Raw genomic sequence first — 21,704 nt, 5'->3', positions numbered from 1 at the left:
TGTGCCAGAGGCACTCAATCTGCTTTAAAAACTCTCAAGCTTCCACACGTCATAGGCCGGGGTTTCGTAGGGGTGGCTGCTTTTGAGGGCAGCCACGGCCTGCCGAATCAACTCATCGGCGACGACAAGCTCGACCTTCCACTCTTCCGCCCGCTCGATCTCGCCGGTTTGCCCAATGAACGGCTGACTGCCATGCAGCGGGCGAAACTGGCCTTGACCGAGGACCTGCCATGAGCAGCTGTCATACGCGCCGATTCGTCCCGCACCGGCGGCGAACAATGCACTCTTGACCGCTTCCACATGGCTCGGCGGCACGAAGAAGGCGAGCTTGTACATCCTTTATCAGTTCACCCAGACGCGCGCGTTACGGAACATACGCATCCACGCGCCGTCTTCGGTCCACTCATCCGGACGCCACGAGTTGGTCACGGCGCGGAACACGCGCTCCGGGTGCGGCATCATGATGGTGACGCGACCGTCGCGGGTGGTCAGGCCGGTGATCCCGCGCGGCGAGCCGTTCGGGTTGGACGGGTAGGTTTCGGTGACTTTGCCGTGGTTGTCGACGAAGCGCATCGCCACGGTGCCGGAGACGTCGGTTTCGAGCAGCGCGTCAGCCGATTTGAATTCCGCATGGCCTTCGCCGTGGGCGATGGCAATTGGCATACGCGAACCGGCCATGCCTTGCAGGAAGATCGACGCTGATTTCTGAACTTCGACCATCGCCACACGCCCTTCGAACTGCTCGGAGCGGTTGCGCACGAAGTGCGGCCAGAACTCGCTGCCCGGAATCAGTTCGCTCAGGTTGGACATCATCTGGCAGCCGTTGCAGACGCCCAGCGCGAAGCTGTCGTTACGTTCGAAGAAGCCCTGGAACGCGTCACGTGCACGGCTGTTGAACAGCGCGGACTTGGCCCAGCCTTCACCGGCGCCGAGAACGTCACCGTAAGAGAAGCCGCCGCACGCCACCAGACCTTTGAACTCGTTCAGGTCAACGCGGCCCGCGAGAATGTCGCTCATGTGCACGTCAACCGACGCGAAACCGGCGCGGTCAAACGCGGCGGCCATTTCGACCTGACCGTTCACGCCCTGCTCACGCAGGACCGCCACTTGTGGGCGCACGCCTTTCTTGATGTAAGGCGCAGCGATGTCGTCGTTGACGTCGTAGCCCAGCTTGACGCTCAGGCCCGGGTTGTCTTCTTCCAGCAGCGCGCCGAATTCCTGATCGGCGCAGTCGGGGTTGTCGCGCAGACGCTGGATCTGGTAGCTGGTTTCGCTCCACTGACGTTGCAGCAGACGGCGGTCGCCCTTGAACAACTCTTCGCCGTTGAGGCTGATGGCCACTTCGCTGTTGTTGACCGGCTTGCCGATTACCGCGACGCAGTCTTCGCCCAGGCCTGCAGCGCTGAACTGCGCCAGCACGACCGGGGTCGCGTCCTGACGCACCTGAATGACCGCACCCAGCTCTTCGTTGAAGAGGATGGCTGCGATTTTTTCACGCTTGCTGGTGAGGGTGTCGAGTTCCAGGTTCAGACCACAGTGGCCGGCAAATGCCATTTCCAGCGCGGTGGTCATCAGGCCACCGTCCGAGCGGTCGTGGTAGGCCAGCAGGTGGCCGTCGGCGTTGAGGCCCTGAATCACGGCGAAGAACGCCTTCAGGTCTTCCGCGTCATCGACGTCCGGTGCGGCGCTGCCCAGCTTGCCGTGGGTCTGCGCGAGAATCGACGCACCCATGCGGTTCTGGCCACGGCCCAGGTCGATCAGGATCAGGTCCGTTTCGCCCTTGTCCATGCGCAGTTGCGGGGTCAAGGTCTTGCGAATATCGGTGACCGGCGCGAAACCGGTGACGATCAGCGACAGCGGTGAAGTGACGGTTTTTTCCGTGCCATCGTCGCTCCAGCGGGTCTTCATGGACATCGAGTCCTTGCCCACTGGAATGGTGATGCCCAGCTCAGGGCACAGCTCCATGCCGACCGCTTTTACGGTGTCGTACAAACGGGCGTCTTCACCGGGGTGACCGGCTGCGGACATCCAGTTGGCCGACAGTTTGATGTCGGAAATCTTCGCGATGCTGGAAGCCGCGATATTGGTCAGGGTTTCGCCAATCGCCATGCGACCGGACGCCGGAGCGTCCAGCAGTGCCAGCGGCGTGCGCTCGCCCATCGCCATCGATTCGCCGGTGTAGACGTCGAAGCTGGTGGCGGTCACGGCCACGTCAGCCACGGGCACCTGCCACGGGCCGACCATCTGGTCGCGGTTGACCATGCCGGTGATGCTGCGGTCGCCGATGGTGATCAGGAAGTTCTTGCTCGCCACGGCCGGGTGATGCAGCACGCGCTGCACGCTTTCTTCGAGATCAAGGGTGCTCGGGTCGAAATCGTCGCCCAGCTCTTCTTCGCGACTGGCCGAACGGTGCATGCGCGGGGCCTTGCCCAGCAGCACTTCCAGCGGCATGTCCACTGGGCTGTTGCCGAAGTGGCTGTCGGTGACGGTCAGTTGTGGCTCTTCGGTGGCTTCACCGACGACCGCGAACGGGCAACGCTCACGTTCACAGATGGCTTTGAAGCGTTCGAAATCCGGTGCGCTGACGGCCAGGACGTAACGCTCCTGGGACTCGTTGCTCCAGATTTCCAGCGGGGCCATGCCCGGCTCGTCGTTCGGCACGTTGCGCAGTTCGAAACGACCGCCACGGCCGCCGTCGTTTACCAGCTCAGGGAAGGCGTTGGACAGACCGCCCGCGCCGACGTCGTGGATGAAGGCGATCGGGTTCTGGTCGCCCAGCTGCCAGCAACGGTCGATGACTTCCTGGCAACGACGCTCCATTTCCGGGTTTTCACGCTGAACCGAGGCAAAGTCCAGGTCCGCCGAGCTAGTGCCGGTGGCCATGGAGGACGCAGCACCGCCGCCCAGACCGATCAGCATGGCCGGGCCACCCAGCACGATCAGCTTGGCGCCGACGGTGATTTCTCCTTTCTGCACGTGGTCTTCACGGATGTTACCCATGCCACCCGCCAACATGATCGGCTTGTGGTAGCCGCGGACTTCTTCGCCGTGCGGGGTATTGATGGACTGCTCGAAGGTACGGAAGTACCCGGTCAGGGCCGGACGACCGAATTCGTTGTTGAACGCCGCGCCGCCCAGCGGGCCTTCGATCATGATGTCCAGTGGAGTGACGATGCGCTCAGGCTTGCCGTACGGCTTTTCCCACGGCTGCTCGAAACCCGGAATGTTCAGGTTGGACACGGTGAAACCGGTCAGGCCCGCCTTAGGCTTCGCGCCACGGCCGGTGGCGCCTTCGTCACGAATCTCGCCGCCGGAGCCGGTGGACGCGCCCGGGAACGGGGCAATCGCGGTCGGGTGGTTGTGGGTCTCGACCTTCATCAGAATGTGCACCGGCTCCTGCACCGCGCCGTACTGGCGGGTTTCAGGGTTCGGGAAGAAGCGGCCGGCCACCGAGCCGACGATCACCGAGGCGTTGTCCTTATAAGCGGACAGCACGCCTTCGTTGTGCATCTGGTAGGTGTTCTTGATCATGCCGAACAGGCTTTTTTCCTGGCTCTGGCCGTCGATGTCCCAACTGGCGTTGAAGATCTTGTGGCGGCAGTGCTCGGAGTTCGCTTGGGCGAACATCATCAGTTCGATGTCGTGCGGATTGCGCTTGAGGCCGACGAACGCGTTGACCAGATAATCGATTTCGTCTTCCGCCAGGGCCAGGCCCAGCTCGACGTTGGCCTTTTCCAGCGCGGCGCGACCGCCACCCAAGACGTCAACGGCGGTCAGCGGCTTCGGCTCGGCGTGGCTGAACAGCCCGGCGGCCTCTTCCAGCCCCCCCAACACCAACTGGGTCATACGGTCGTGAAGCGCGTCGGCGATGAGCTGTGCATCGGCGTCGCTGAACTGGCCTTCTACATAAAAGGCAGTACCGCGCTCGATGCGCTGAATCTTGGTCAGGCTGCAATTGCGGGCGATGTCGGTGGCCTTGCTCGACCACGGCGAAATGGTGCCGAAACGCGGCAACACCAGAAACAGGCGACCGCGAGGCTCTTGAACCGGCACGCTCGGGCCGTATTTCAACAGTCGCGCGAGGACGTGTTGCTCTTCCTCGGTCAGAACGCCGGCAACCTCAGCGAAGTGGGCGAATTCAGCGTACAGGCCACTGACAGCCGGAACTTTATCGTTCAGCTGCTCAAGTAATTTCTTGTGGCGGAAGGCGGAAAGGGCGGGAGCACCACGCAGGATCAACATCGTCGGGACAGCCTCGGGGAAGGGGGTGTGCTTTGAGGCCGTGCATTCTAGCCTAAACACGACCTTTCGGCACCCGAAACGAAGGGTTACAGCTGCCCGAATGTCGGTGCGAGACGGTTTCTTACACCAATAGCGGAAAAAACCTTTGCTCTATCAGACGCCGCTCTCGCTGTCGAGATATGGCGGTCAGCGCGCTTTGCGTATACTGCACCGATGTTTTCCCCATCAGATTTCCGCCCACGCTGTGCCAAGTGGCTCATCGCAACCGGAATCTTCCTGCTGCTCGGCGCGTGTGTTGAGAAACCCAACACACTGGAACGAGTCAAGGAGGATGGCGTCCTGCGCGTCGTCACCCGCAACAGCCCCGCGACTTATTTCCAGGATCGTAACGGTGAAACCGGTTTCGAGTACGAACTGGTCAAGCGTTTCGCCGACGATCTGGGCGTCGAACTGAAGATCGAAACGGCCGACAATCTCGACGACCTGTTCGACCAGATGAATAAACCCGGTGGGCCTGTGTTGGCGGCAGCCGGTCTGGTCAGCACCGAAAATCGCGCCAAACAGGTGCGCTTCTCCCATTCGTACCTCGAAGTCACCCCCCAAGTCATTTACCGCAACGGCCAGAACCGTCCGACCGATCCCGGCGATCTGGTGGGCAAGAAAATCCTCGTGCTGAAGGGCAGCAGCCACGCCGAGCAACTCGCCGCACTGAAGGTCAAGTATCCGGGTATCAACTACGAAGAGTCCGATCAGGTCGAGGTCGTCGACCTGCTGCGCATGGTGGACGAGGGTCAGATCGACCTGACCCTCGTGGATTCCAACGAACTGGCGATGAATCAGGTGTATTTCCCGAACGTACGCGTGGCGTTTGACCTCGGCGACGGCCGCGACCAGCGTTGGGCCGTGGCGTTGGGCGATGACAACAGCCTGCTGAACGAGATCAATACCTTCCTCGATAAAATGCAGAAGAACGGCATGCTCCAGCGGCTCAAGGACCGCTATTACGGGCATGTGGACGTTCTTGGGTATGTCGGCGCCTACACCTTCGCCCAGCATTTGCAGGAACGGTTGCCTAAATACGAGAAGCACTTCCAGGCTGCCGCGAAAGCGGAACAAGTGGACTGGCGTCTGTTGGCGGCCATCGGCTATCAGGAATCGCTGTGGCAACCGGCGGTCACGTCGAAGACTGGCGTGCGCGGGTTGATGATGCTGACCCAAAGCACGGCACAGGCGATGGGCGTTTCCAATCGGCTGGATGCCAAGCAGAGCATTCAGGGCGGCGCCAAGTATTTCGCCTACGTGAAAGAACAACTGGATGACACGATTCAGGAGCCGGATCGTACGTGGCTGGCGCTGGCGTCCTACAACATCGGCACCGGACACCTCGACGATGCGCGCAAGCTGGCGGAAAACGAAGGGCTGAACCCGAACAAGTGGCTGGACGTGAAGAAGATGCTGCCGCGTCTGTCGCAGAAAAAGTGGTACAGCAAGACGCGCTATGGCTACGCCCGGGGGGGCGAACCGGTGAGTTTCGTGGCCAACATCCGTCGGTATTACGACATTCTGACGTGGGTAACCCAGCCTCAGCTGGAAGGCAGCCAAGTGGCCGAAGGCGCGTTGCATGTGCCGGGCGTGGACAAGACCAAGCCGCCTGAGGACAAGGCACCGCTGTAGTTTTTTGTTGATGCTGAGGTCGGGGGCTGATCCGTTAGCTGCGGGGATGCTTTTTGTTCTGGCTAACGCCAGATCTGTTTCGACTTCGTCGAGTTACTTGAAAGCACCAAGTAACCAAGTGCCTACGCTCCCTTCCCGGCCCGACTTCGTCGGGTTCCCTGCGCACAGGTTCCGTTCCGTGGGCCCGCCGCAATTTGTGGCGTCTGCACGATTTGCGTTCAAGAACACCACACCTTTACGTAGCAGTCCGGCTTGCCGGCGGTGGGGCCCGTGAGATCGCTGCCGCCGGCAAGCCGGACTGATACAGGGTCGGTGTCGTGCTTTTGATTTGCTTTTGATCTTGATGCGCAATGGCACAGACGCCGCCAGTCGCGACTTGGGTGCAGGCCGAACGCAGGCGATGTGGAGTGGGTCGAGCCGCATGGATGCGGCGAGAGGCGTGTGGGCCATGGATGGCCCATTCACGCCGGGCCCACGGAGCATCGCCGGAGTGAGGGAAGTCTGACGAAGTCAGACCCCAGCCAGGAGTAAAAGCCCTTGGTTACTTGGGGCTTTTCCAAGTAACTCGACGAAGTCGAAACGCTTCTGCCGTTAGGCAGGATCCGGGATGAGATGAGCGCCATTAAAATAGCGGCGTACTCAAATCCTGGCGCTAAGACCTCGCCCTTCTCATCCTGAAAAACTCACTCAGCATCGTCCCGCACTCCTCCGCCAGCACGCCGCCCTCAAACAACACCCGATGGTTGAGAAACGGCTGGGTGAAAAACTGCCCTTGGCTCTGCACCACCCCGGCTTTCGGCTCGGTCGCGCCATAGACCACGCGGGTGATGCGCGAGTGCACGATCAAACCCGCACACATGCTGCACGGCTCCAGGGTGACGTACAGCGTGCTACCGGGCAGGCGATAGTTGCTCTGCGCTTGGGCGGCTGCGCGAATGGCGACCATTTCGGCATGGGCACTGGGGTCGCTGCCGCTGATGGGGCAGTTGAAGCCTCGTCCAATGATGACGCCATCGTGAACCACCACCGCGCCCACCGGCACCTCGCCCAGCATCGCCCCTTCGGCGGCCAGCGCCAGTGCTTCGCGCATGAAATGCTGATCGCGGCTGCGATCAATGATTTGCGGCTGCCGCATTACGAAACCTCGATAGCTGCCATAAGACCGGTTTCCATGTGATCGATCACATGGCAGTGGAACATCCACACGCCGGGATTATCCGCTACCAGCGCGACCCGTGCGCGCTCGTTTCGGCCTAACAGATAGGTGTCGGTGAAATACGGGATCACCTCCTTGCGATTGGAGGCGATGACCTTGAAGCTCATGCCATGCAAATGAATGGGGTGCTGATACTGGGTCATGTTCTTCAACTCGAAGATGTAGCTCTTGCCCTTTTCCAACTTGGCGATGGGCCGATCGGCGCAGGTCTTGTCGGTAATGTCCCAAGCCTGGCCGTTGATCTGCCACAAGCTCGGCGGCTTACCGTTCTCGACGTTGACCGACACCGCGCCCGCCCATTCGAAGTTGAAATTCAGCTTTTCCGCGTTGTCCAGGTCCGGTTCCGCCACCGGGTTGGCAGGCAGCTCGGGCGGCCAGTCGCTCGGCGCCTCGTGATTTGCCACAGAACGGAACGTTCCCAGGCGAACCGGCCCGTTGCGCAACGACAGTTCCTCGCCAGCGACAGGCGCCTTGATCGCCAGGCAAATCCGCATGCCCGGCCCCAGCCAGTAATCCTTGCCCAGCGGGCGCGGTTTGACAGGGTTGCCGTCCAGCGCGTAGATCATCGCGTCGGCGTCCGGCAGGTTCAGGCGGTAGGTCACGGTGTTGTCGAGATTAAGAATGCGCACGCGGGTGATCTGCCCCGCAGGCAATTCGATCACACCCTGAGGCACCCCGTTGATCGTCGACAGCCGCCCGGCCGTACCTTCCCGCGCGGCTTCGCGGGTCACGCTGAATTCCGTGAAAGCCCCCTGCTCGTCCACGTGCCAGCTTTTCAGACTGACCGTGCGCTCATGCAGAAAACCGGTCGGCTCACGCTCCTCGACGATCAGTGGTCCCACCAGACCGCGCCCCAGTTCTTCGCTGCTGCTGACGTGGGGGTGATACCAATAGCTGCCCGCGTCCGGGACACGGAATTTATAGTCGAAGTATTCGCCCGGTTTGACTGGAAGTTGCGAGACGTACGGCACGCCGTCCATTTCCAGCGGCAGACGAATCCCGTGCCAATGAATGGTCGTCTCGACCGGCAACTGATTGATGAAACGCACCCGCAGCCACTCGCCCTGACGCACCCGCAGTTCGGTGCCCGGGGCCGAGCCGCCGAAAGCCCATGCTGGAGTCTGATGCCCGGCTACCAACTCCACATCCAGCGGGGCGGCGATCAGCTCGTAATCGTGCCCTTCTCCCGGCCCGCGTCGGCCGAGCCAATACCGCGAAGCCCCGCCAGCCCCCAGACCGACCACGGCAAGACCAGCCAGACCTCCGAGTATTTGTCGACGGGTGAAGGACATCAGCGCAAAACCTCAAAAAAACAAAAATCAGAACGCCGCCGCAAACGCGAGCGTGTGTGAGGGGCGAACACGATACACATGCATTTACACGAAGATAAGCGAGCAGTGGCTGCGGTACATATTTAGTACCAATTCAACCCGCCGAATCGGGAAGCTCAAGGCTCATTCATCAAGGACGACGACCATGCTTCCCGTGACCTCCCCCTCCGCTGCTATCAATACAGACAGACAGAAGCTCCATGTCATCGGCCAGAAAGTGGTCGATGGCTGCCCTGACATGCGCGAAATGGCGCGCAACGCCGCCGCTGATATTCTGCGCACACATGGCCTCAGCGACCTCGAACCGGATACCGTCTATTGGCACCGCTTCAACCGCACCGAAAGCAGCCCGCTCACGTTCAATGGCTGGGAACACCTCGATACACCTGTGGAATCCCTGACGCTGCCGCAACTGGTCATGCGCCGTTTCAACGCGAACGATCAGGACAACGCCGACGACCTGCAAGCCATGAGCGGTTTCTACACCGACGGCCCGGAGGAGCAAGCGTATGACGAAACCAATGAAGTGCGTTTGTTGCCCCAGGATGTGATGGAAGCGTTCTGGACCCTGGATTTCAAGACGCGCTTCAACACGCAGCTGACCGCCTTCTGGCAGCACTGCGCGGACGACTTCAGAACACTGTCCAAGGCCAACTTCATCGCCAAGGCCGTTGAGGATCACAGCAGTGCGGTCCTCGACAGCGAGCAATTCACTTCGCTGCTGGAAGCCGTGGGCATCGACCTGAAGCAACCTGTCACCCTTGCGACGCTGCAAGCGGAGAGCAGAGGCAGCCGCCACATACGGATCGCCAAACTGGACATTGCCGGGTACGAAGCCACCGACATTTTGCGCTTCGTCGAACCCGGCGGGCGCCAGTTCGTTTATGTGCCCGGTGAAGTGGACGCCTTCCAGGTCTTCGACACGCCCGACGACCTGCAATGGTGGCTGATGACGCACACCAACGAGGTCGCTAATCGTGCGCGTTTCATGTCGCACTTCCCCCTCGTCATGCACGCCGAAAAAGCCCACACCACCGGCCTCAATCATGCGCTGGACATGATGTTCAGCAACTGGGGCCCTGGCACGCTCAAGGTCATCAACCTTAACGACCAGACCGTGGCAGGCGATCCGTTCTCCAACGTGCGCGATTGCACCCGAAGCCGCATGCAGGCGGATGCCGACCACGCGCTTCATTCGAATGGCGAGCTGCGCAAGCAGATGTGGATGGGGTACCTGAGAGCGTTCGGCCAGACATTCGGTGCACTGGCGGCGCTGGACTGGCCCATTGCGCTCGCTGCTGTGGGCGCAGGGCTGGCGGATGTCGGCTTGAACATCGATCAGGCGATCCACGGACACACCACGGCCGAACGCAAACGTGGCGTGACCGGGGCCATTCTTGGCAGCATCGATGTGCTCTTCAACAGTGTCTTTCTGCTGCAAGCGGCGGCTGAAGTGAGTGAGATACCCTCCGAACCCGAGTCCGTTTCCGAACCGGAACCCACCCCCGAAGACCTTCCGGAAGTCACCTCGCCCCCCGCACTGGATGCGAATGCTACTCTCCCGACACACGCCACTTCCCTTCCCGTAGCCGACGGCGAGTTGCTGTCGTTCAGAACCAACGAGCTGCTCGACACTCTGACCCCGCCTCCCACCGAAGGCCGAATGCAAGGCGTCTATCTCAAGAGCACCGGCGAGACCTTCATCAGCGTCAATGACGAGGCCTACCGCGTGCGTTTCGTGAATGAGTTGAACACTTGGGTAATCATCGATCCGCAAGCCCCCTTCTCGTTTCAGCGCAACCTTCCCGTCAGGTTGAACGCCAGCGGCACATGGCAACCGATCAAGAACTCCGGACTGCTGGGCGGTGGCAAAACGTTGAGTACCTTGAGGAGTGGACAGGCGTCGGTGTTCCCTTCCCCACCGCCACCCTCCACGCCCTATGACATGCCGGTAACCCTGCGACAAGGCATGCGCACGCGCGTCGAAAGCCCCAGCAACAAACCCTTCGAGGGCTACTACGCGACGCTGGATGCCGACGATCCGATTGAGCGTTTCTTCGTCATCCGGGATCAATTGGCGAGCGACGCCGACGCCTTTTATGCAAGGCTGGAACTCCCCCCACGCCCGTCCATTCCAGAGATTCCTCAGGACGCCCTGCCCAAGACGGCAATCCGTCAACTCTACGAAAACCATCAAGGACTGGTCATCGGTGAAAGCCACAGCAGCGTGGCGAGCAAGCAGTTCCTGATGGACAACATGCCACGGCTCGCCAAGGAGAATGTGCGGACGTTGTATCTGGAGCATGTCCTGACGGACTTGCACCAAGTCGACCTCGACACCTTCGCCAGAACCGGTCGCATGCCGAAAACCCTGCAAACCTATCTGGAAGATCTGGACTGGGGGCATTTCACCGATTCGACCGGCACGTACACCTTCCAGAACCTCGTGCGTACAGCCATCAAATACCGCATCCGCATCCGGGCCATCGACTGCATGGCCAGTTACCGCGTTGCCGGTCTGCCCGACCCGGGACGCACCGTGCGATTGAAGCTGATGAACTATTTCGCCCACACCGTCATCGCTGCGGATGAGTCCGCGCGCGCAGGCAGCAAATGGATTGCCCTGGTGGGAAACGCTCATGCCAACACGTTCAAAGGCGTGCCGGGCGTCGCGGAAATCGAGCGGGTCGTAGGCTTGCGCGTGCGCGACGTGCCCACGGGTGGCATGACGGGATTTGGCATTGACCCGGGTGAAGACGTGCTGACGGCGATGGGTCAACCGGCTGGCCGGGTCAAAAGCGACCTTCGGTTGCAGATGGCGACCACCGGGGTCAGAACCCACTTCCTGCGCACCCCGACCTCGCTGGGCTACCGCCTGCGACGCCCCGGTAATTTTGCCATCCAGCGCTCGGGGGATTCGCCCCAGTTGATCTACAAGAACCAGGACGGGGAAATCACCTACGTGCCCATTCGTGTCACCGACGAGCACCTGTCCATCAGCAGCCCCGACTGGCCGCTGATCAGCGGACGCCGGTATGCCAGCTTCGAAGAATTGGCCTTCGCGCTAAAGCTGGCAGGGCTGACGTAAGCGGGCGGACCGAGGCGATTTACAGGCTTCATCGGCTTTCAGCGGCGCCCCTGCTCACAAACCAGAAGTGAGGGGGCGCTGCGATATTTATTTACCACCCCTGCAACCCGGCAAATCAGCAAGCTCAAGGCTCATTCATCACGGACGACGATCATGCCTTCCATTACCCGCGACACCCCCGCCATCAGCGCAGACCAACAAGCGCTCAACGACATCAGCCGCAACGTGGTCGAGAGCTGCCCGGACATGCGTGAGATGGCGCGCGAAGCCGCCAGCGGCATTCTGCGCAAACACGGCCTCGACGCGTTTGAGCCGGACACCGTGTACTGGCATCGTTTCGACCGTACCGAGAGCAGTCCGCGAACCTTCAACGGCTGGGAGCATCTGGACCCGCCGGTCGAATCCCTCACCTTCCCGCAATTGGTGATGCGCCGGTTTAACGCCAACGATCAGGACACTGCCGACACCCTGCAAACCATGAGCGGCTTTTACACCGCTGGCCCGGACGCCAAGAGGTTCAACGAAACCAATGAGGTGCGCTTGCTGCCGGGCGATGTCATGGGGGACTTTTGGGCGCTGGATTTCAAGGCTCGTTTCACCGACAGGATGAACACGTTCTGGCGGGATCACGCGGAGGATTTCAGAACGCTCGCCAAAGCCAATTTCATCGCCAAAGCCGTCGAGGATCGGCACAGCAATGCCCTGACGTCTGAGCAGTTCAACACCCTCATGCACGCCATCGGCCTGGACCCGAGCCAACCGATCACCTTGGCCATGCTGCAGGCGCCAACCGCGCCGCCGGAGGGCGTGCGATTCGCGAAACTGGACGTTGCAGGCTACGCCGCCAGCGATATCCTGCGCATCGTCGAGGACAGCGGGCGGCAGTTTCTCTACCTGCCGGGCGAGGTCGATGCTTTCCATGTCTTCGACACGCCAGATGACCTGCAATGGTGGCTCATGACGCACACCAACGAAGTCGAAAACCGCGCACGTTTCATGTCGCATTTCACACTGTCCACCCACGCCGAGACCGATCACCAGACAGGGCTACACCACGCGATCGATCTAATGTTCAGCCACTGGGGCGCGGGCACGGAGCGGATCGTCAATCGCGATAACCAATCGATCACAGGAGACCCCTTCGCTCACCTCCGGAATGCCACGCAAACCCGCATGGCGGACGATGCCGCGTTTGCGTTGCATTCCAACGGCGAACTGCGTGAGCTGATGTGGATGGGCTACCTCAAGGCGTTTGCCAAGACCTTCGGTTCACTGGCAGCGCTGGACTGGCCGATTGCACTGGCCGCCGTGGGCGCGGGGCTGGCGGATGTGGGCCTGAACATCGATCAAGCGATACATGGGCACACCACCGCCGAACGTAAAAATGGCGTGCTGGGGGCGATCTTTGGCAGCATCGACGTGTTGTTCAATGGGCTGTTTGTGGTGCAAGGCGCCGCAGGGGAGCTTCCCGAGATCCCCGTGGCAGAGGAACCAGCCGTGCTTCCGGAGACCGCAGGTCTGCCCGCTGCTGAGGAAGAAATCGTGAGCGCCGCCCCGCAGAACCGACCGTAACTTCTCACCCGCTCGCGCCATTCGAAACCAACGAGCTGCTCGACAGCTACGCCCTGCCTGCTCAAGCCGGTCGAATGCGTGGCATTTACGCGTCGGAGACCGGCCAGACTTTCATATCGATTGAGGACATTGCCTACCGCGTGCGTTACGTCGCGGAGCTGAAGCATTGGGTCATCGTCGATCCCGAATACCCTTTTTCCTTCGCCCGCAATCTGCCGGTGCGCCTGAACGAAGCAGGTCAATGGGAGGCGATGACCCGCCAAGGCCTGCGCGGCGGGGGCGGTGCGATGGGCAAACTGCCGACCTCTGGGGCGTCGGTCGCGCCCTCGACAGCGGCCCTGCCGACGCCCTACGACATGCCGGTGGAATTGAGGGAAGGCATGCGCTACCGCGTCGAAGCCCCCGACAACAAGCCCTTCACCGGGCAATATTTTTCCCTGCAAAAGAACGACCCTATTGACCGTTTCTTTGAGATTCGCCAACGCCTGGTGAGCGACGTCAACGCGTTTTACGCCGACCTGCACCTGCCCCAACGCCCGGCGATACCGGACATTGCCGCCGAAGCCTCGCCCAAGGTCGCGCTCAAACAGCTTTACAAAGACGCTCAGGGGCTGGTGATCGGTGAGAGCCACAGCAGTGTCGGCAGCAAACAGTTTCTTATCGATAACATGGGGCAATTCGCCAAGCAGAACGTCAGGACGCTGTATCTGGAACACGTGATGACCGATCTGCATCTGGCCGATCTCGACCTCTTCGCCCAGACCGGAAAAATGCCGGAAAACCTGGAGTCGTACCTGAACGAACTCGACCGGGGCCACCTCACCGACCAATCGGGGCGCTACACCTTCTTGAACCTGGTCAAAACGGCTCAACGCCACCGCATCCGGATTCGCGCCATCGACTGCATGGCCAGCTATCGCACGGCGGGTGTGCCTGACCCGGCGGACAACATGCGTCTGAAAATGATGAATTACTTCGCTTACACCGTCATTCGCGCGGATCAGGCCGCGCTGCGCGGCGGCAAATGGATCGCGCTGGTCGGCAACGCCCATGTCAACACCATGAAAGGCGCCACAGGGCTGTCCGAACTGGAAGGCGTGATCGGATTGCGCATTGAGGACGTCAGTGTGAGCGAGACCACCGGCTATGGCATCGATCCTGGAGCCGAGGTCACGGATGTCATGGGGCAACCCGCTGGCACCGTCAAAAGCGACATCCGCCTGCGCATGGCCGTGCCCGGCCGCCGCGCCGTCTCGCTGACGCCCCCACCCTCTCTCGAATCCCGGCTGCCGAAAACCGGGAATTTCACCATCCAGCGAGACAGCCAAGTACCCGAACTCATCCACCGCAGTCGTACCGGCGCACTGGTGTATACGCCGATCATCGTCGAGGAAACGGAGGTTTACATCCAGCGCGCGGAATGGCCCCTGCTAAGCCAACGCCGCTTCCATAGCTTCGATGAATTGGCCAAGGCATTGGCGTTGATGGGGTTGAAACAGGTCGCCTGAACGACGAAGCCGGATGCGTCGTTGAGACGGCATCCGGCTTGCGAAGGTAGATGCTTAAAGCTGACCAGGCTTCAAAGAAGCCTGGTTTATCAGCGAGCGGTCGGCGCGTCCCAGACCAGCATGAGCCGATCGATGGCGCCTTCGATCACTTTCAGCGCAATGCCGTCTCGGGCCAACGTCGAGATGCCGAGCAGGAAGCTTTCGAACACGGCAGCCAATTCCATCGCATCGGTGTGCGCTGGCAACTCCCCGGCAAAAATTCCACGCTCGACGCACGCGCGCAGCCCCGCCCTGTTGCGCGCACGGGCGGTATCCAGTGGTGCTCGGACGCTGTCACTGGCCAGCGCGCAAGCGCCCATCGTTCCCAAGGCAACCATGCACCCTTTTGGATGGCCGTCGGCACATTGCATCCGCGCTGACAATTTCAACGCGCTCGCGACCGCATCTCTAGGCGCGAGATCGGGGTCGAAAACCGGGTCCATGACTCGACCGTACGTGTCCAGGTACCGGTCGACGACTTCGTTGAACAGCCCTTCCTTGGAGCCGAACGCCGCATAAAAGCTCGGCGCCGTGATGCCACCGCCGATGCCTGCCTTCAACTGGCTGAGCGACGTGGAATCGTAACCATGCTCCCAGAACAGCAGCATGGCTTCGTCAATTGCACGGGCTCGGTCGAATGTCCGTGGGCGCCCCATCTGAGCCATCGTTGGCCTCCTTGAGTTCAGGACTTAAATACTGCTCGATACAGAAGTTGTTGACCCCGTTCGAGATGCCCGATTAGATTAATACCAATCGATACATAAATCACGGGATTCTGAAACTATGCACGATGATCGAGAGAGATTACCGGTCGGCGCTTTGCTGGCGCTGGCGATGACCGGCTTCATCTGCATCATGACTGAGACCTTGCCTGCAGGACTGTTACCGGCGATCAGCAGTGGCCTGGACATCTCACCCTCTCTTGCTGGGCAGATGGTGACCGCGTACGCGCTGGGCTCGGTGACTGCAGCAATTCCTCTCACGTTGGCCACGCAAGGCTGGCGTCGCCGTCGGGTGCTGCTCGCCACCGTCATCGGCTTTCTGTTTTTCAACTCACTGACCGCGTTGTCGAGCAATGTCGTCCTGACCCTCGCCGCCCGTTTTTTCGCGGGTGCCGCAGCGGGGCTGGCCTGGAGTCTGCTCGCAGGTTATGCGCGCCGCATGGTGGCGCCGGTCAATCAGGGCCGAGCGCTTGCGATGGCCATGGTCGGCACGCCCGTTGCGCTGTCACTGGGTGTGCCGCTGGGGACCTGGATGGGCAACCTGCTGGGCTGGCGTTGGTCCTTCGCCGTCATGTCGTTGATGACGGTAGGGCTGGTGGCCTGGATCCTTGTCAAAGTGCCGGATTACCCCGGTCAGATCGCCAGCAAGCGCGAGTCTGTTCTCGCGGTGCTCAGCAAACCCGGCATTCGTCCGGTCCTCGCAGTCGTCCTTGCGTGGATGCTCGCGCATAACATTCTCTACACCTACATCGCACCGTTCGCGGCCCGGTTCGGACTTGAAGAGAGCGTCGATTTGATTCTGCTGGTCTTCGGCGCTGCGTCGCTAATGGGTATCTGGATCACCGGCCGCCTGGTCGATCACCACCTGCGCCGCGCCGTGTTGATCAGCCTGGGCAGCTTTGCCCTGATTTCTTTGCTGCTGGCGCTGTTCCAGTTTTCAGCCGCTGGTCTGTACGCCGCCGTGTTCATCTGGGGGTTGTCATTCGGTGGCGCCGCGACCCTGTTACAAACCGCCTTGGCGGATGCTGCGGGGGATTCAGCCGATGCCGCGCTGTCGATGAACGTCGTGGTCTGGAACTGCGCCATCGCAGGCGCCGGAGTTCTCGGCGGACTTCTGCTCGACAGCCTCGGCGTCAGCTCATTTCCGTGGGCGTTACTGGGACTTTTGCTGATCGCATTCGTCATCGCCTCGACTGCTCGCCGACAAGGCTTTCCTGCGGGAAGCCGTCAAGCGTCATCGAAGGTCGTCGCCCACTGACGCCACAACGAAAGGCGCCCACCATGCCTTTCATGCCCGCGAACAAAGATCGCCAAGGCCACCGCCACACTTGATTCAGGAGCATTTCATGAACATTGCATTCATCGGCGTCGGCAGCATGACCCGCGCCATCATCCCCAACCTGGTTCGCGCAGGTTTCCACGTCAGCGCCTGGAACCGCAGCCGCCAGGCCTTCGCCGATCTCGATGAAGTTCGCGTTCTACGCGACGTCAGCCAGGCCTTCGAGCAGGACATCGTGATCACCCTGCTCAGCCACGACGCCGCCGTCCGGGAAACCCTCATCGCGACAAAAGCCTGGCAAGCCGCGAAACCCGGCACCGTGCATATCCTCATGTCCACGCTGTCGCCGACGCTTGTGGATGAACTCGAAGCGCTTCATCGGGAGGCCGCTATTGGCTTCGTCGCGGCGCCGGTCTTCGGCATTCCTGCCGTCGCCGCCCAGGGTCAGCTGAATATCCTCGCCGCCGGTGCTCCCGATGCACTGGAGCGCGTCCGTCCCGTGTTCGAGGTTATGGGCAAAAAGACCTGGCGTCTCGGCGATAAACCCAGCCAAGCCAGCATCGCCAAACTGGCCGGCAACCTGATGATCACTCAGGCGATCCAGTCACTGGCCGAAGGTGCCGCATTGGTAAAAAGCCACGGCCTCGCCCCCGGCGCGTTTTTCGAAATCGTCACCCAAACCCTGTTTGCCTGCCCCAGCTACCAACGCTACGGCGCGAAAATCGCCCAGGCAGAATTCGAACCGGGTTTCACGCTGACACTGGGTTTGAAGGACGTGAACCTGGCGCTGGATGCCGCCCAGGAAAAGGGTTGTCACTTGCCGGCTGCGCAGGAGGTGAAGAAGACCATGGAGCAGGCTATCGCGGAGGGATGGGGGGAGAAGGACTGGTCGGCGATGGCGATGGTGGAGCGGTAGATTCAGCCCTAGGGGCTCTGGAGCGAGGCCATGCACGCGCATAGTCCACCAGACGGCGTGTGCAGCGGAGAACCGCCCGCACCGCCGATGCGGCCGGGTCACTGCCTGATGATGCGATGCAAGATCAGGCAGTGACAAAGTGGGTTTATTCCCACTCAATCGTCGCAGGCGGCTTGCTCGACACGTCGTAGGTCACGCGGGAGATGCCTTCGATTTCGTTGATGATGCGGCCGCTGACGGTTTCCAGCAGTTCGTAAGGCAGGTGCGCCCAACGTGCGGTCATGAAGTCGATGGTCTCGACGGCGCGCAGGGCGACAACCCAGGCGTAGCGGCGACCGTCGCCGACCACGCCCACGGATTTCACGGGCTGGAACACGACGAAGGCCTGGCTGACTTTGTGGTACCAGTCGGCCTTGCGCAGTTCTTCGATGAAGATGTGGTCGGCGCGACGCAGGAGGTCGGCGTATTCCTTTTTCACTTCACCGAGGATGCGTACGCCCAAGCCTGGGCCCGGGAACGGGTGACGGTAGACCATGTCGTACGGCAGGCCCAGTTCCAGCCCCAGGCGACGGACTTCGTCCTTGAACAGTTCGCGCAGTGGCTCGACCAGTTTCAGGTTCATCTCTTCCGGCAGGCCGCCCACGTTATGGTGCGACTTGATGACGTGTGCCTTGCCGCTTTTGGCGCCAGCGGACTCGATCACGTCAGGGTAGATGGTGCCCTGAGCCAGGTATTTGATGTTGTGCAGCTTGGTGGACTCGGCATCGAACACGTCGATGAAAGTACGGCCAATGATCTTGCGCTTTTTCTCCGGGTCGCTTTCGCCAGCCAGGTTGTTGAGGAACTGGTCCTCGGCGTTGGCGCGGATCACCTTGACGCCCATGTTCTCAGCGAACATGGCCATCACTTGCTCGCCTTCGTGCAGGCGCAGCAGGCCATTGTCAACGAAGACGCAGGTCAGTTGATCACCGATAGCCTTGTGCAGCAGGGCTGCGACCACGGAGGAGTCAACACCACCGGACAGACCCAGCAGCACGTTGTCGGTACCGACCTGGGCACGAACTTGAGCGATGGCGTCTTCCGCGATCTTCGACGGGGTCCACAGCGCTTCACAGCCGCAGATGTCGAGGATAAAGCGCGACAGGATGCGGCCGCCCTGTTTGGTGTGGGTCACTTCCGGGTGGAACTGCACGCCGTAGTAGCCACGGGTGTCATCCGCCATACCGGCAATCGGGCAGCTCGGGGTGCTGGCCAGAATGTGGAATTCGGACGGCAGCTTGGTGACCTTGTCACCGTGGCTCATCCAGACGTCGAGACCCAGCAGGCCGTCGGCGTCGACGTGGTCTTCGATGCCGTCGAGCAGACGGCTCTTGCCGACCACGTCGACACGGGCGTAACCGAATTCACGCAGTTCGGAACCTTCGACCTTGCCGCCCAGCTGCTCGGCCATGGTCTGCATGCCGTAGCAGATGCCGAACACCGGAACGCCCAGGTCAAACACGGCTTGCGGGCAGCGCGGGCTGTTGGCTTCGTGCACGGACTCGGGGCCACCGGCGAGGATGACGCCTTTCGGTGCGAATTCGCGAATCGCTTCGTCGTCCATGTCGAACGGGTGCAGTTCGCAATACACGCCGATCTCACGTACGCGACGGGCGATCAGTTGGGTGTACTGGGAACCGAAGTCCAGGATCAGGATGCGGTGGGCGTGAATGTCGAGGGCCATTGGGAGACTCTTCTAGAGCAGCTTCGAGCCTCAAGCTTCAAGCTGCAAGTGGCGCAGCTGCAAGCTTCAGGTCCAAGCCGCAAGATGTAGGGAGACTGCAAGCCGTATGTGGTGCCTGGCCTTGAAAGCGCTGGCACTACGATCGGCTTGCAGCTTGTAGCTTATAACTTGCCGCCGGGAGGCTAGCCGACCCGATAGTTCGGTGCTTCCTTGGTGATCTGCACGTCGTGGACGTGAGACTCAGCCATGCCAGCACCGGTGATGCGAACGAATTCAGGCTTGGTACGCATTTCCTGAATGTCGGCGCTGCCGGTGTAGCCCATGGAAGAACGCAGGCCGCCCATCAGTTGATGGATGATCGCGGACAGCGAGCCTTTATAGGCAACGCGGCCTTCGATGCCTTCCGGCACCAGTTTTTCGGCGCCTTCGGAGGAGTCCTGGAAGTAACGGTCCGAAGAACCTTGGGCCTGGGACATGGCGCCCAACGAACCCATGCCGCGATACGCCTTGTACGAACGGCCCTGGAACAGTTCGATTTCACCCGGTGCTTCTTCAGTACCGGCGAACATCGAACCCATCATCACGCTGTAGGCACCGGCCACGATCGCTTTGGACAAGTCACCGGAGAAACGGATGCCGCCGTCGGCGATCAGGGGAACGTCTGTGCCTTCCAGTGCAGCAGCCACGTTGGCAACCGCGCTGATTTGCGGAACGCCCACGCCTGCGACGATACGGGTGGTGCAAATGGAGCCGGGGCCGATACCGACCTTGACGCCGTCAGCGCCAGCTTCGACCAATGCACGAGCGGCAGCGCCGGTGGCGATGTTGCCGCCGATGACCTGCACGTCGGGGAAGTTCTGCTTGACCCAGCGAACGCGGTCGATCACGCCTTTGGAATGACCGTGAGCGGTGTCGACGACGATGACGTCAACGCCTGCTGCGACCAGCGCGGTAACGCGCTCGCCGGTGTCCTTGCCGGTGCCGACCGCAGCGCCGACGCGCAGACGACCTTGATCGTCCTTGCTGGCCAGCGGGTAGGCTTTGGATTTCTCGATGTCCTTGACGGTCATCATGCCCTTGAGCGCGAACTTGTCGTCAACGATCAGGACTTTTTCCAGACGGTGCTTGTGCAGCAACTCGCGGACTTCGTATTTGTCAGCGCCTTCGTGCACGGTGACCAGACGCTCTTTCGGGGTCATCACTTCGCGGACGGGCACATCCAGACGGTTTTCGAAGCGCACGTCACGGGAGGTCACGATGCCGACGAGCTCGCCGTCGTGCAGGACCGGAACGCCGGAGATGTTGTGCTGACGGGTCAGTTCGAACAGGTCACGAACGGTGGCGTCTGCCTCGATGGTAATCGGGTCCTTGACCACACCCGCTTCGAACTTCTTGACCTTGCGCACTTCGGCAGCCTGCTGCTCGACGGTCATGTTCTTGTGGATGATGCCGATGCCGCCTTCCTGAGCCATGGCGATTGCCAGACGGGCTTCAGTGACGGTGTCCATAGCGGCGGAAACGAGGGGGATGTTCAGTTCGATGCCACGGGTCAATCGGGTTTTCAGACTGACTTCGTTGGGAAGCACCTCGGAATAACCGGGCACAAGGAGAATGTCGTCGAATGTAAGGGCTTCTTGGCTGATACGCAGCATCGCTGGGCTCCCGAGCGGGAAAATGGAAGCGCGCCATTATACCCAGACACCTGCCCTTGCTCAATGTAAAGATCAGCCTATTTGATAATCAGCGTGATCGTGCTGCTCTATCACAGGTTTTTAGTGTTATAGCCGGACTTTGACGAAAGACACCGGACGATCCAGACGTTCGGCGAACTCTTCCACGAAGCTGGTCTTGAACCCCGCGTCCAGCCAGTTGTTGAAGATGAACCCGAGGTTGGAAAAGCCGCACGGGTCGAGAAAAAGGAAGCCATTGATGTCGTCTTCGTGGCGGCATTCCGGGCACATGAAGTTGTCGGTGTGGCCCGGCATCCACTCTTCCAGGCTGTCGAACAATGCCTCGCCGATTTCGCGCCGACACTCGGGGCATCCGGCTTCCTCTTTAAAGCCGACCTGCGGGGTATAAATGCAGCGTTTGAGCACGATCTCCAGGCCGTTGATTGCCTGGCCATAAGGCAGCGCATCGGGGTTTTCGACGAAGCGCCGCGCACCGGGCGCGATGGCGTAGGCCATGCGGTTGAAACTGCGCCCGCAGGTGGTCAGCGATTCCTCGACCACGCCGAGCTTCACCAGCCAACGCAGGATCGCCCGCGCCTTGGCTTCATGGGCCGGGAAGCTGGAGATTTGCGGGACGATGATGCTCTGGGTGTTCATGACGGGCCTGTCTGACGCGTGATCGGGGGGCGGCAGCTTAATACCACCGCCGACGACGTCAAGTATG

At 61.0% G+C, this 21,704-nt stretch carries 14 protein-coding genes; 6 read left to right on the top strand and 8 right to left on the bottom strand.

The genetic code is table 11. From position 1 onward, the window contains the following. Positions 1 to 24: 24 nt before the first annotated feature. On the bottom strand, positions 25 to 336 hold the full coding sequence (locus tag ACWKWE_RS15765) for an NGG1p interacting factor NIF3 (protein WP_483851058.1): 312 nt from the start codon (positions 334 to 336) through the stop codon (positions 25 to 27). A gap of 6 nt (positions 337 to 342) precedes the next feature. Beyond that, a complete protein-coding gene (gene purL, locus ACWKWE_RS15760; protein ID WP_483851057.1) occupies positions 343 to 4,242 on the bottom strand; it encodes a phosphoribosylformylglycinamidine synthase in 3,900 nt (1,299 codons plus the stop codon). A gap of 213 nt (positions 4,243 to 4,455) precedes the next feature. Between purL and mltF the strand changes: the two genes are divergently transcribed. After that, entirely contained in the window at positions 4,456 to 5,916 is a 1,461-nt protein-coding gene (gene mltF / locus ACWKWE_RS15755; RefSeq protein WP_166593630.1) for a membrane-bound lytic murein transglycosylase MltF, read from the top strand. 652 nt (positions 5,917 to 6,568) lie between these two features. On the opposite strand, the gene tadA is transcribed toward mltF, so the two are convergent. Both tadA and ACWKWE_RS15745 read right to left on the bottom strand, forming a co-directional pair. Then, entirely contained in the window at positions 6,569 to 7,051 is a 483-nt protein-coding gene (tadA, locus tag ACWKWE_RS15750) for a tRNA adenosine(34) deaminase TadA (RefSeq protein ID WP_483851056.1), read from the bottom strand. Continuing rightward, on the bottom strand, positions 7,051 to 8,424 hold the full coding sequence (locus ACWKWE_RS15745) for a multicopper oxidase family protein (protein WP_483851055.1): 1,374 nt from the start codon (positions 8,422 to 8,424) through the stop codon (positions 7,051 to 7,053). Before ACWKWE_RS15745 ends, tadA begins: the two co-directional genes overlap by 1 nt. 184 nt (positions 8,425 to 8,608) lie before the next feature. Here ACWKWE_RS15745 and ACWKWE_RS15740 point away from each other — a divergent pair, with 184 nt between their 5' ends. The 3 genes from ACWKWE_RS15740 (at position 8,609) to ACWKWE_RS15730 (ending at position 14,631) form a co-directional block, all read left to right on the top strand. Then, on the top strand, positions 8,609 to 11,551 hold the full coding sequence (locus tag ACWKWE_RS15740) for a membrane-targeted effector domain-containing toxin (protein WP_483851054.1): 2,943 nt from the start codon (positions 8,609 to 8,611) through the stop codon (positions 11,549 to 11,551). A gap of 153 nt (positions 11,552 to 11,704) precedes the next feature. Beyond that, entirely contained in the window at positions 11,705 to 13,123 is a 1,419-nt protein-coding gene (locus ACWKWE_RS15735; RefSeq protein WP_483851053.1) for a dermonecrotic toxin domain-containing protein, read from the top strand. Between the two features lie 74 nt (positions 13,124 to 13,197). Beyond that, entirely contained in the window at positions 13,198 to 14,631 is a 1,434-nt protein-coding gene (locus ACWKWE_RS15730) for a membrane-targeted effector domain-containing toxin (protein WP_483851052.1), read from the top strand. An 89-nt stretch (positions 14,632 to 14,720) separates the two neighbouring features. Here the strand turns inward: ACWKWE_RS15730 and ACWKWE_RS15725 are convergent, their stop codons facing one another. Further along, on the bottom strand, positions 14,721 to 15,335 hold the full coding sequence (locus ACWKWE_RS15725; protein WP_166593635.1) for a TetR/AcrR family transcriptional regulator: 615 nt from the start codon (positions 15,333 to 15,335) through the stop codon (positions 14,721 to 14,723). Positions 15,336 to 15,453: 118 nt separating this feature from the next. On the opposite strand from ACWKWE_RS15725, the gene ACWKWE_RS15720 reads away from it, so the two are divergent. Both ACWKWE_RS15720 and ACWKWE_RS15715 read left to right on the top strand, forming a co-directional pair. Further along, positions 15,454 to 16,650, top strand: a complete 1,197-nt coding sequence (locus ACWKWE_RS15720; protein WP_483851051.1) for an MFS transporter — start codon at positions 15,454 to 15,456, stop codon at positions 16,648 to 16,650. An 88-nt stretch (positions 16,651 to 16,738) separates the two neighbouring features. Further along, positions 16,739 to 17,587 (top strand): NAD(P)-dependent oxidoreductase, encoded by an 849-nt coding sequence (locus tag ACWKWE_RS15715; protein ID WP_483851050.1) that lies wholly within the window; start codon positions 16,739 to 16,741, stop codon positions 17,585 to 17,587. Positions 17,588 to 17,732: 145 nt separating this feature from the next. Here the strand turns inward: ACWKWE_RS15715 and guaA are convergent, their stop codons facing one another. The 3 genes from guaA to ACWKWE_RS15700 form a co-directional block, all read right to left on the bottom strand. Then, complete coding sequence (guaA, locus tag ACWKWE_RS15710) at positions 17,733 to 19,310, bottom strand: glutamine-hydrolyzing GMP synthase (protein ID WP_166593638.1); 1,578 nt, start codon at positions 19,308 to 19,310, stop codon at positions 17,733 to 17,735. A gap of 182 nt (positions 19,311 to 19,492) precedes the next feature. After that, on the bottom strand, positions 19,493 to 20,962 hold the full coding sequence (guaB, locus tag ACWKWE_RS15705; protein ID WP_166593639.1) for an IMP dehydrogenase: 1,470 nt from the start codon (positions 20,960 to 20,962) through the stop codon (positions 19,493 to 19,495). A 126-nt stretch (positions 20,963 to 21,088) separates the two neighbouring features. Continuing rightward, a complete protein-coding gene (locus ACWKWE_RS15700; RefSeq protein WP_166593640.1) occupies positions 21,089 to 21,637 on the bottom strand; it encodes a sugar ABC transporter ATPase in 549 nt (182 codons plus the stop codon). Positions 21,638 to 21,704: the final 67 nt, after the last annotated feature.

The organism is Pseudomonas salicis, assembly GCF_057128705.1.
Note: the sequence above shows the minus strand (reverse complement) of the source record. Positions and strands in the feature narration are given on the sequence as shown.